The 12,635-nt window shown below is 46.4% G+C and carries 8 protein-coding genes; 4 read left to right on the forward strand and 4 right to left on the reverse strand.

What is annotated here, in order from left to right; all coding sequences use genetic code 11:
- The first annotated feature begins 99 nt into the window (after positions 1–99).
- The gene (locus ABRS97_RS21860) at positions 100–1,260 is read left to right on the forward strand and encodes a sulfite reductase subunit alpha (protein ID WP_367817524.1); all 1,161 of its coding nucleotides are present in this window, start codon (positions 100–102) and stop codon (positions 1,258–1,260) included.
- 329 nt (positions 1,261–1,589) lie between these two features.
- Here the strand turns inward: ABRS97_RS21860 and ABRS97_RS21865 are convergent, their stop codons facing one another.
- Positions 1,590–3,239 (reverse strand): PhoX family protein, encoded by a 1,650-nt coding sequence (locus ABRS97_RS21865; protein WP_367817526.1) that lies wholly within the window; start codon positions 3,237–3,239, stop codon positions 1,590–1,592.
- A gap of 251 nt (positions 3,240–3,490) precedes the next feature.
- On the opposite strand from ABRS97_RS21865, the gene ABRS97_RS21870 reads away from it, so the two are divergent.
- From ABRS97_RS21870 to ABRS97_RS21880, 3 genes are read left to right on the forward strand one after another with little or no spacing between them, the layout of a single operon-like run.
- Complete coding sequence (locus tag ABRS97_RS21870; protein WP_367817528.1) at positions 3,491–4,504, forward strand: phage tail protein; 1,014 nt, start codon at positions 3,491–3,493, stop codon at positions 4,502–4,504.
- 11 nt (positions 4,505–4,515) lie between these two features.
- A complete protein-coding gene (locus tag ABRS97_RS21875) occupies positions 4,516–5,055 on the forward strand; it encodes a phage tail protein (protein ID WP_367817530.1) in 540 nt (179 codons plus the stop codon).
- Between the two features lie 49 nt (positions 5,056–5,104).
- Positions 5,105–10,912 carry a cadherin-like beta sandwich domain-containing protein gene (locus tag ABRS97_RS21880; protein WP_367817532.1) on the forward strand — a complete coding sequence of 1,936 codons (5,808 nt, stop codon included), beginning with the start codon at positions 5,105–5,107 and terminating at the stop codon, positions 10,910–10,912.
- Positions 10,913–10,975: 63 nt separating this feature from the next.
- Here ABRS97_RS21880 and ABRS97_RS21885 read toward each other — a convergent pair whose 3' ends face one another.
- From ABRS97_RS21885 to ABRS97_RS21895, 3 genes are all read right to left on the reverse strand, one after another.
- Positions 10,976–11,665: an LrgB family protein gene (locus tag ABRS97_RS21885; RefSeq protein ID WP_367817533.1), complete on the reverse strand. Its 690-nt coding sequence runs from the start codon at positions 11,663–11,665 to the stop codon at positions 10,976–10,978.
- Positions 11,655–12,005 carry a CidA/LrgA family protein gene (locus tag ABRS97_RS21890; RefSeq protein WP_367817534.1) on the reverse strand — a complete coding sequence of 117 codons (351 nt, stop codon included), beginning with the start codon at positions 12,003–12,005 and terminating at the stop codon, positions 11,655–11,657. Before ABRS97_RS21890 ends, ABRS97_RS21885 begins: the two co-directional genes overlap by 11 nt.
- A gap of 65 nt (positions 12,006–12,070) precedes the next feature.
- Positions 12,071–12,523, reverse strand: coding sequence for a NanQ anomerase/TabA/YiaL family protein (locus ABRS97_RS21895; RefSeq protein WP_367817626.1), 453 nt, complete (start codon positions 12,521–12,523; stop codon positions 12,071–12,073).
- Positions 12,524–12,635 lie beyond the last annotated feature (112 nt).

A 12,635-nucleotide genomic window follows, 5' to 3' on the forward strand; every position in this document is an offset into this window, starting at 1 on the left:
ATTGCCGTATTAGAATTTTTAATGAAAAAAACAAAAAAGCATATATTGCTTTTACTTTATGTGCTATTCTAAATAAATATTATTTTTGAGGTGAAGAACATGCAAACTACAGATGCCAAAAAGGTGCCAACAACATTTTCAAGGACAAATCCGTTTCAAGCGAAAGTTATCAAAAATGTAAATTTAAATGGAGCAGGTTCCAGTAAAGAAACCCGACATATCGAGTTATCTTTACATGGATCTGGCCTTTCCTATCTCCCAGGCTATGCTCTCGGTGTTATTCCCCAAAATGATCCTGAACTAGTGACTTCCATTCTTGGGGAAATGAAATGGGATGAATTATCGATAGTAACAATAAATAAGGAAGGTGATACACTTCCATTGAAGGAAGCGTTAACCACTTACTTCGAAATTACGTTACTGTCGAAAAAGATTTTACAGCAGGCAGTGGCATTCACAGAGAATGAAAAGCTGCAAAACCTTTTGTTAGCTGAACAGGCAGATCAACTGAAAGAATATACCAATGGGCGTGATTTGCTTGATATGTTGCGCGATTTCGGACCATGGAAAGCTTCGGCTGGGGAAATGGTCGCTCTTTTAAGAAAAATGACACCACGGCTCTATTCAATTGCAAGCAGCATTGCCGCGCATCCTGAGGAAGTGCATCTAACTATCGGCGCTGTACGCTATACGGCTCACGGACGCGAACGAAAGGGAGTTTGTTCTGTTTACGTTTCAGAACGCCTTCAAGAAGGGGATACACTTCCAGTATTTGTTCAACTCAATAAACACTTTCATCTGCCGGAGTCTCAAGATAAAGATATTATTATGGTTGGTCCAGGGACTGGGATTGCACCCTTCCGTTCCTTTATCGAGGAACGTGCAGTGAGTAAAGCAGCAGGCAGATCATGGCTATTTTTTGGGGACCAGCGTTCAGAGACGGATTTCCTTTATCAGAACGAGTTAGAAAAATACCAAAAAGATGGGGTATTGACAAGAATAGAGACTGCGTTCTCTCGTGATTCGGAGCAAAAAGTATATGTACAACATAAAATGACTGAGAACAGCAAAGAATTGTTTGAATGGCTGGAAAATGGAGCATGCTTCTACGTTTGTGGAGATAAGCAAAACATGGCAAAAGATGTCCACAACACACTTATTGATGTCATTGAAAAAGAAGGTAGGATGACCCGCGAAACAGCTGAAGCTTATCTAAATGATATGCAAGAGCAAGGGCGTTACCAACGTGATGTTTATTAATATCTAGAGTTGTTAGTGGTATTGTCGCATTATTTTCAAAAAGAGTGACTTTAAGCCGCAGTTAGCGGTCAATTGGAGTCACTCTTTTTCTGTAGTAAGCGTCATGTTCTGCCATATGTAGCGCTTTTTTAACAAGTATGTACTCGTTTTCTCCAAAGCTTACTCTTGTCCTTCCTCCATGACCTGTACCTTCTTTGGTGACGAACAGATAGAGATCCTAATCAAGCAGAGTTAGAGCTTGCGCTTCAACCCGCACTTTGATCTAATGAAAAAAGGCCTAGCGAAAAGTAGGATACTTTTTGCTAGGCCTTTTTTGTTGTGACAAATGATTATAAAGAACGAGTGATGACGACGACGGCGGAACGCGGATCTTTCTTTCCAAAGCGATGCTGCCACTGGCTAGTTGGAGCAGCCGTTCCGGCGCCAGTAGCTCCTGGATGGTTAACTGCTGCAAATACGGTAGCCTGATTATCGGTATAGGAAAGGCCACCTAAAGCCGCTTCCGTTGGAGCAGACGCGTATTGTTTGGTTTTCTGGGCGGAGCCCGTAGGATGAATAAGATAAAGTCCGTTGTTCTTGAATTCCGCCCACGCGCCCGTGTTCAAGCGCTCAGGCGAAATATCCGAAGCGACCCACAGATTGCCATTATTGTCGAAGGTCAAACTGCCCGGGCAACTGAATCCGCTTTGCCGTCCGCCGGCAATGAACGTTTCGAACACAAACGTGTCTCCTCCGCTTTCCTTCAAGCGGATGATTTGTCCGTGAAGGTTACCTCGGCTTTCGTTCTGCATACATGCGATGAACACATTTTTAGTCACCGGATGAACGGTAAGCTCCGCAGGACGGTCGCAAGGCGTTGCGCCCACAATCAGTGCGGCTTCGCTGACGGATGTCAGGACATCGCTCTGGGACTGAAACTGCTTGAGCAGCGTTTCCTTGGATTTATAAAGGCTTTCCGGTACTTGATAAGTAAGTTGATTCAATTGTTTCCTAACGTTATTAATGGATAACTCGATCCAACGGCCGCGAATTAAGTCAGCGGCGAAGAGCGAGCCTTCGCTCAACAGCTTAGCATTTCCCTTGCCATTTGCTTCAGAGAATTTGTCCGTGCTCACGAACTTATAAATGAAGCCGTCAGGCGAGTCTTCGCCCATATAGACGACGACTCGGTCATCGGCGCTTACAGTCATGGCTGCGCTTCCGTGATGGAATCGTCCTAGCGCTGTATGTTTAACGGCTTTGCTCTTGTTATCGAAAGGATCGATTTCGACGATCCATCCGTAATGGGAAGGCGCTAAACCTGCATCGCGGCACGTTGTTTCGAATCTATTTTCACCAGTGAGCTGGGTGTTCCACAATGTTTTCCCGCCACCACGGTTCGCGAACGTCCCTTGAACGAGCGTTGCGCCATTAACAGCTTTGGAACCCCGAACCGGGCCAGTCAACTCGATCGGCGTTAATCCGGAGATGCGGCGGGCAATCGTTGAGTCGGATACAAGCTTCCAACTACCGAAAGCATCTTTCTTCAGATGCAGGACAGAACCGCCTTGCTCGTAAAGGAGCTGCTTCTGCTGCTCGGGGCCAACAACTATCGAGTGATCCAGCATCCATGGGTATTGGGCGGATTCGTGATTGACCCACAACAAAGCTTCCGAGCCAGAGCCTGGAATCGGAAAAAAAGAGGTATAGCTGTTGTTGAAACCCAGTGTATCCCCTGATTTATTAATCGTATCGCCGTATGAAGCTACAACGTCATATGAAAATCCGCTGGCTAAAAGCAATTGATCCGCATCTGCTGCTGTATGTTGGGTAGGGTTAAACGTATCGGGCAACTGTTCGTAAGCGTTGACACTGGAGGCCGAAGCATTAGCCTTCTGGCTAAGGGAGCTTAAACCCGAATAAGCGGCTGCTAATGAAGCGGCGCTCGTTCCCAAATATTTCAAAAAATGGCGGCGAGATAACGGTTTTTTGAGTTCCATTCTATATTTCCTCCGAAAAAAGACATCTTTATAATAAAGATAACACATTATCTTTGATTTTGAATGATTTATTCATAAATTTTTGCTAGAATCAGAGGGATAAGATATAAGTATAAGAAAACACACACAATTATGTTGCAGCCGAGGGATGACTTTTTTCAAAGATCGTCTCTCGTTTGCGTGTTTGTGATTAATAGGGGTAACAGCAGCGATAAAGGATTGTAAAATGAGAGAGTTATTAGGAGGGAAACATGATGGGGCAGCCTTTTATAGGAGAGGTTCGTATGTTCGCAGGTAACTTTGCTCCGGCTGGATGGGCGCTTTGCGACGGACAACTTTTGCCTATTAGTGAGAATGAAGCGTTATTTACTTTGATAGGGACAACTTATGGTGGAGATGGTCAGTCCACGTTTGCCTTGCCTGATTTACGGAGTCGGATCCCGCTTCATCAAGGAGACGGGTTTACGCTTGCAGAAACCGGTGGAACGGAAAGTGTTACATTAACTGTTCAACAAATGCCAGCTCATGCTCATGCTGCCGGCGTATCCTCTAAATTCGGCAGTACGAACAGTCCTGAGGGAACCGTATTAGCGAGATCGACTTTGAATCAATTTACGGATACGGTAGGGACGAAAGGTACCATGCTAGCCGGATCTGCAGTGGGATTCTCTGGATTAAGTCAGCCTCATAACAACATACAGCCGTATTTGACGATTAACTATATGATTAGTTTATTCGGAGTCTTCCCTAGTCAGAGTGGTGGAGATGCTAGCGAGCCTTTCTTATCTGAGGTTCGGTGGGTCGCATTTGGCTTTGCTCCGGGTGGGAATGCCCTTTGCAACGGACAACTTTTACCGATCAACCAGAATCAAGCTTTATTTTCATTGCTCGGCACCACGTATGGCGGAGATGGGCGTGTTAATTTTGGACTGCCGAATTTGCAGGGGAAAGTGCCTATCAGCTCTGGAAATGGACATACCTTGGGAGAAACTAGCGGAAAGCAGGCGCATACGTTAACCGTTAGTGAGTTGCCGGGGCATTCGCATTCACTTACTGCGAGCGGTAATTCCGCTGCATCTAAGGCGGCCCAAGGCAATACATTCGGCGTGACTTCCACAAGCTCATATACGTATGTGTCGGATAATAGCCAAACTCATTTGGTGACTGACAATACGGGCGGCTCTCAAGCCCATAATAATATGCAGCCGTATCTATGTTTGATCGCTATTATTGCTTTGAATGGTATATTCCCAAGTCCAAATTAAGGAGATTAACTATGACGGCAACAACACCATTTGTTGGGGAAATATGCATATTCCCTTTTAATTTTACACCTAAAGGATGGGCCATTTGCAATGGCCAACTTCTCCCCATCTCGCAAAACACGGCATTGTTTTCATTATTGGGAACTACATACGGGGGAGATGGGAAGAGCACTTTCGCCCTTCCGGATTTGCAAGGCATGGTTCCGCTGCACGCGGGACAAGGTCAAGGGTTGTCTCAATACGATCTTGGCCAGACAGGTGGTTCGGAGAATGTCACTCTAGTATCTAATGAAATGCCTAGTCATTCGCATCCTCTGCTATATGGAACTTCCGGAGGGACGCAAGAGTCGCCAGTAGGCCAGATCTGGAAGGATACGGGCGGGCGTCGCGCAGGGATGGCTTACACAACAAGTCCTTCATCTAAGCCGGTGGTTATGGGGGCAGGCGCGATTGTGCCAACTGGCGGTAATCAACCGCACAATAATATGCAGCCATATTTGGCATTTAATTTCTGCATTGCTATGCAGGGTGTGTTTCCGCCTCGTTCTTAAAGTCTGGAATAAGTTAGGTGTTCGATGAGATGGAGAGGAGTTTGAGGAAGTGATAGATGAACGGGAAGGCGTTAGGCTATCTTTTTTGACTAATAGGAACACACGATTTCTATTGTTATGGCTATTAGTTATACTTGGCGCGTGTTTGGGACTTGCCGGTTCGGCACATGCGGCTACTTTTACAGTGTCGACGACAACGGATACGGCAGATAAGAATCCCGGCGATGGCCTGTGTGCGGATGCTAGCAATCAATGCTCGGTCCGTGCGGCATTAATGGAAGCAAATGTACTCGCAGGTGAAGATGTGATAAACATTCCTCCTAGTACTTATACGTTGACAACGGGACAGCAGTTAGAGATCAAGGATCAGGTTAAGCTCATAGGAGAATCTAATGATCCAACGAATACCATCATTCAGGCTGCTGTGGGCAGCGCAGCTGCGGCAACGAGCAGGGTACTCGAAATTAATCCTGCATTAAATGGGACTGGATACGATGTGACTATTCAGGGACTTACCATTCGTCATGGTAAAGCGCCCGATTATAACGGATTTGGCGGCGGCGGGATCGGTGGAGACGTTGGAGTCAAGACGCTCACGATCAGCCATTCCGTTATTGAGAAAAATATCGCTTCAGGCAATGGGTTCGGAGGCGGCTTGTTCATTTCGGGGGCGTCAGCGGGGAAGGTCCAACTGACGGATGTTGCTTTTAACAATAACATAGCTGGAGACCCAGCCTCGGCAAGTTACGGCTCCCAAGGTGGCGCCATTTACTTGGAAGGTGATATGAGCCTTGCGATGTCAAATCTTACGGTACAGAACAACACCTCATACGGTCTTGGCGGGGGCGTGGCGATCGTTTCGGAATCACAGTCTGCGCGAACAGTTACGATAAACGCCAGTACCATAACTGGAAATAAAGCAATTAGTAAAACTGACGCAGCCGAAGGGCGTGCTGGAGGTTTGTATCTGGGAACACCGGCTGCAATTACCGATACCACACTGGCCAACAATATCGCTGACGGTGACGGAGGCGGGGTGGTACTCGACTTTTTTGCCGGTTCTGTGTCGTTAACGAATGTAACTATAACAAGCAATAAAGCTGCACGCGGTGGCGGGATGTTCGTTAATGCAAATAAAGCGCCAAACTTAACGAATACGTCCATTACTGGAAACACGGGAGGGAACGTGGCTATCAATCCGGAAGGAGCGGATATGCAGGTTGCGATTGCTCCGAATGGCGCATTCTCACAAGGCAAGACAGGTGCCCACTACTCGGTGACCGTACGAAATAACAGCATTTTAAATACAAAAGGCACCTTGCCGGTAACAGTTACTTTGACGCTGCCAACAGGGTTAACAGCTACGAAATTAGCGGGAAGCGGTTGGACATGCCCAAATGGAACACTGACATGTACGAGATCGGACATTTTGAGCGCTCAGAGTGACTATCCTGTCATTGATGTGACGGTTGATGTCGCTGCGAATGCGCTGCATACAGTGACAAGTACGGCTCAGGTATCAAGCGGCGATGAGCTTGAGCTAAATAACAATACATCTTCTTACGATACGACGGTATTCAGCAAAGATGCCACGTTAAAAGAGCTTACTCCAGTAGAAGCAGCATTTAAAGAAACATTTGCTCCTGGAACACTTGCTTATACGGCGGATGTTTCAAATGTGATCAGTTCATTAAGCGTTACACCAACTGCTACAGATAGCAGAGCGACAATTAAAGTGAACGGAAATGCGGCCACTTCGGGCAATCCGGTGAATGTACCGCTGATCGTGGGAAGTAACCAGATTAAGTTTGATATAACAGCGGAGGATGGGTTAACAAAGCTGACTTACACGGTAACAATTACTCGGCCTGCATCAAGCAATGCGAATTTAGGAGCGTTGACGTTAAGCGCTGGAACGCTAGCGCCGACTTTTGCATCTGGCACATTAAATTATACCGCCATTGTCGGTAGTGGTGTAGCCACTGTAGATGTGACTCCAACAGCATCAAATAGTATGGCAATAATTAAAGTGAACGGAAATGTAGCTACTTCGGGCAACCCATTGGCTTTACCACTGAGTATGGGAAGTAACTTGGTCACGATTGACGTCACAGCGGAGGATACAACAACTAAGCTGTCGTACACAATAGAAGTCATGCGGGTGAAGTCGAACAATGCAAATTTAGGTACGCTGACGCTCAGTGGCGGAGTAGCATTGAATGAACAAGTCGATCCTAATACGCTTAACTACACAGCGAGCGTGGGTAATGAAGTGACAGCACTCACGTTGACACCGGCAGGAGCAGATCCAAAGGCAACCGTTACGGTGAACGGCAAAGCAGCAAGTGAGGCTGTTGACCTGAAGGTCGGATTGAATGAAATTACGGTTGTAGTCACGGCGGAAGACACAACGACAACGAAGACGTACAAGGTGACAGTGACGCGAGCGGCGTCGAGCAATGCGAACTTAGGTACACTGACGCTCAGTGCCGGAGTAGCATTGAATGAACCAGTTGATCCTAATACTGCAAACTACACAGCAAGCGTGGGTAATGAAGTGACAGCAATCACGTTGACACCGACTGGAGCAGATCCAAAGGCAACCGTTACGGTGAACGGTAAAGCGGCAAGTGAGGCTGTTAGTTTGAACGTCGGATCGAATGAAATTACGGTTGTAGTCACGGCGGAAGACACAACGACAACGAAAACGTACAAGGTGACAGTGACGCGAGCTTCGTCGAGCAATGCGAACTTAGGTACGTTGACGCTCAGTGGTGGAGTAGGACTGAATGAGCAAGTCGATCCTAATACACTTGATTACACAGCAAATGTGGGCAACGAAGTGACAGCAATTACGTTGACACCGACTGGAGCAGATCCTAAGGCAACCGTTACAGTGAACGGCAAAGCGGCAAGCGAGGCTGTTAGTTTGAACGTCGGACCGAATGAAATTACGGTTGTAGTCACAGCGGAAGACACAACGACAACGAAGACGTACAAGGTGACAGTAACGCGGATGAAGTCGAACAATGCAAGCTTAGGTTCACTGACGCTCAGTGGCGGAGTAGCACTGAATGAACAAGTTGATCCTAATACGCTTAACTACACAGCAAGCGTGGGTAACGAAGTGACAGCAATCACGTTGACACCGGCAGGAGCAGATCCAAAGGCAACCGTTACGGTGAACGGCAAAGCGGCAAGCGAAGCTATTAATTTGCACGTCGGACCGAATGAAATTACGGTTGTAGTCACGGCGGAAGACACAACGACAACGAAGACGTACAAAGTGACAGTGACGCGCGCGGCATCGAACAATGCGAACTTAGGTGCGCTGACACTCAGTGGTGGAGTAGCATTGAATGAACAAGTTGATCCTAACACTGCAAACTACACAGCAAGTGTGGGCAATGAAGTGACAGCAATCACGTTGACACCGATTGGAGCAGATCCAAAGGCAACCGTTACGGTGAACGGCAAAGCGGCGAGCGAGGCTGTCGGCCTGAACGTCGGATCGAATGAAATACTGATTGTAGTGACGGCAGAAGATGGTATGACCAAGAAGGTTTATAAGGTGACAGTAACTCGCCTTTCTAACAATACTGACTTGAAAGAGTTACTTATCAATATGGGGAAATACACGAAGAATTTAACGGAGGATATAACAAAGGGTGATTATGCAACATCAGTGACGAATGCAGTATATAGTGTGAATGTTACAGCTGTTGTTTATGACCCTAAGTCAACTCTTCAAGTTAACGGTAACACAATTCTGAGTGGGGTACCGAGCGAAGCGATTCAATTAGCTGAAGGGACAAATGATATAAATATTACGGTTATAGCTGAGGACCGGACGCCTAAGAATTACAAGGTAACAATAACCCGAAACGGCAATGCGGAACTTAAGGGACTAATCGTAAGCGGCGTAAACTTATCGCCTCCGTTTAATCTAGAAGAATTAAGCTATGCTGGGAAGGTTCCTTACGAAGTCAGTTCCACAACGGTGACTGCGTCTGTATATGATTCCAATGCAACGCTGTTCATCAATGGTAAACATGTACCGACAGGCATTGCCAGTTCACCGATTGATTTGCTTGTCGGCCTGAACAAGATTCCTGTAGTGGTTACCCCTAAAGTTGGCGGTGCTCCGCAGGTATATACAATAGAGATTACGCGTTCCGGCAGTGCGGAACTTAAAGAACTGACCGTGAGCGGAGTCAATCTATCACCGTTATTTAATGGAAGCACAATGCTTTATACCGGCAGCGTTCCTTACGAAGTTAGTTCAACAACAGTAACAGCTTCTGTGTACGACGCTAGAGCCAAGATTCTCATAAATGACGTGGAAGTTCCGGACGGCAAGGGAAGTTCACCAATTAATCTGGCAGTAGGTGAGAACACTATTCGGGTCGCGGTTACTCCGATTTATGGAGTTCCACAAGCACCTTACACCATCAAAATAACTCGGGGACAACAGTCAACCCATTCGGATTCTGGTTCAGCTCCAACCTCAAATCCAGCTAAAGTTCGAGTTAAGCTGTATATAGGCGGTAGTGGGAAAGCCTTGCAGTTAGACGTGCAGCGGGAACGGACAACAGATGGCAGGGTTACCGATAAGGTTGTTATTACTCACGATATCTTTAAAGAAGCAACCGAGGGAGCCGTGGGAAGCGAGCAGAAAACGCTCAACTTGGCAATTCCGGAACTTCTAGAAGGAAGCGACGAGTTTAACGTCATTTTCCCGATGAACATCTTACAGGATTTGAGTGGAAGCGGGATGTCGCTGAGCATCGAAACCAACGATGTCCAAATTACACTCCCTGGAAATACAGTCTCTGGAGCGCTGCAATCCAACGAAGATCTGTACGTCCGCTTTGTTCCAATTCGAACAGATGCTGCGAAGCAGGAAACCGAGAAACGGGTGTTGACTGCACAGATCGTAACAAAAGCTGCAGGAAGCGGGAAAGTGGATCTTCTTGGGCTGCCGATGACCATTGAATCGAATTTGAAGAACCAAGAGACGAGACTGAGCTTCTCCTTAAAAGGGATTCAAATCCCAACAGATCCAAAGAAACGAAGTGAGTTCTTATCTTCCCTAGGCGTATATATCGAGCATAGCGATGGAGAGAAGGAACTGCTAAAAGGCATTATTAAATACGATTCAAAAGGAAATCCGATCGGTATTGAGATCGTCATTACCAAATTCAGTACCTTCAGTTTGATCGAGGTTCAGAAGATAGTAATCGATACGGTTACGTACAAGAGATGGATAGAGGGTTATCCAGATGGGACGTTCAAACCTAATCAACCGATCACGCGTTCAGAAGCAGCGGCAATTTTCGTAAAAGCAATAACCCTGCCTAAATCGTCTAACGATTTGCAAAAATTCAATGATGTAACCGATGATCACTGGGCTGCCGATGCTATTCATCAGGTGCAAGGCGCTGGCTTGCTTAGCGGTTATCCGGACGGATCATTTAAGCCAGACGCTAGGATTACGAGAGCTGAGCTTGCTACGATTATTGTAAGAATCAATAAGCTTGGTGTGGCAGCTGATGGTAAGGGCTTCACAGACACCCAGGGCCACTGGGCTGCTGGATACATTCAGGCGGCTAAGGCTGCCGGATTAATGTCTGGTTATGAGGACGGTTCATTCCGGCCGGATCAACAGCTGACACGCGCAGAAGCGGTAAAAGTGATTAATACGCTTTTGAAACGCCCTACGCCTAATCTTAGTAAAAAAGTGTGGAAAGATGTTGATCAAAAGGACTGGTTCTGGTTGGATGTCCAATCTGCCTCAGCATCTTTCAGTCATACGCTTTATGAAGATGGCAGCAACAGTGCGGTAGTCATTCCGTAATAGGAAATAAAAAAAATCCTGCTTGGCCTGAGGCCAAGCAGGATTTTTTTATTCAGTTCGGTTCTATTTTAGCCAAATATAGATGGGTATAAATAAAATGGATGTCATGATGCCGCAGAGCGCCATAGACAATCCGGCAAAGCCGCCTTGCTGTTCGGAATCTTTGACGACTTTAGCCGTCCCAATGCCATGTGCTGCCGTTCCTAAAGCAATCCCGATGGAGATGTCGTCCGTAATCTTCAGCCAGTTCAAAAGCCGTGTGCCAAACATACTGCCAAACAAGCCCGTCATTGTTGTGAGAACCGCCGTCAGCTCAGGTATCGCCCCTAATCGCGTAGCGATTTCGATCGAGATAGGCGAGCTAACTGACTTTGGCAGCATACTGAGAATAATTGACTGACTTCCGCCTAAAAGTCCCACAATAGCTGCACTCGAAACTATGCCAGTCATTGATCCTGCTAATACGCTAACCATAACCCGCTTTAAATTTGAACGGATTAAGTCTCTGTATTTATAAAGCGGGACACCTAATGCGACAGTTGCCGGCCCGAGCAAGAGAGTCAGCACATCCGCCCCTTGTTTAAAGTCTTCATAAGGAATTCGTAAAGGAATTAAAATCAGAATAATAAGTCCGGTACATACAAAAAGCGGATGCATAAACCGCCACCGCTGATAAATGACATTGGCGAAAGCATAGCTCAGGACACAAAGAGATAGTCCAAATATGGGGTGCTGCAACATATTATCCGCCATATTTCTCCCCTTCCTTGCCTAACTTAGAGGAGATCCACCCCGTTACGATAAGAACGGCCGCTGTCGCTCCGATGATTCCACCGCAAATGGCTACCAAATTCGCTCCTATAATGGGTAGAAACAAGAGAATACCGACCGTATAGGGAATGAAAAAGAGCATCATATGCCTTGTCAGCAGTGAGGCCGCCTCTTCCACCCATGCCAGTTTAACGAGCTTTGCGAACAAAGCAGCTGTAAATAATATGAGCCCGATCACGTTGCCAGGCAGCGGCAGGTGAAAGCCCATTTGGATCATATACCCTATGAAATTAAAACCTAGCAATATAGCAAAGCCTAGCATAATCTTTTCCTTTTCCGCTCAAAAACAGTCTTATCTGGAGTCTGTATAAGCATTTCTTATTTCCCTTAACATAACATAAAAAATTGAGGACATAAAGATAGTGCAGTATTCTTCCCTAAAAGTCCGGAGAATGGAGGAAGACGATACCAAATGTATAAAGAAAACCCAATAAGGAGCAAAAAAAGTAGGAAAAGTGCCTTGTTGATTTTAATAACCACTTTGCGAATTTGTTCCGGCGCATGCACGCTTAGACCGGGGCAATGAATGTCAGATGGAAACAAAATCATGAAGGAGCCCGGTGTAAGTTGACACCGCTGTTCTCCGTGCACTTGGTCATAAAGCGCATAATCCCGCTCCTTCAAAAAGTCTTCTACAGGTGGCGCCTGTCCAACGTCCAAGGCCCAGCCAATCGTTTCTGCGCCCTCCAACAGATAATGAATATCTAGAAATGTCTCATGTTTCTCAGCCAGCGTACCCTCAGTTAGTTTGGATGTAAACTCCATCACAATCGCGTACATAGAAACGAAAAAGAGACAGATCAAACAGCTGTCTCTTTTTCGTTTCTATAGAAAAGATCAGGTGCGAGTTTTAGCGAGAGTACGTTGAAATGCCCGATTCACTTTATGCCAC

This window comes from Paenibacillus tabacirhizosphaerae (assembly GCF_040812395.1).
GTDB lineage: Bacteria > Bacillota > Bacilli > Paenibacillales > NBRC-103111 > Paenibacillus_E.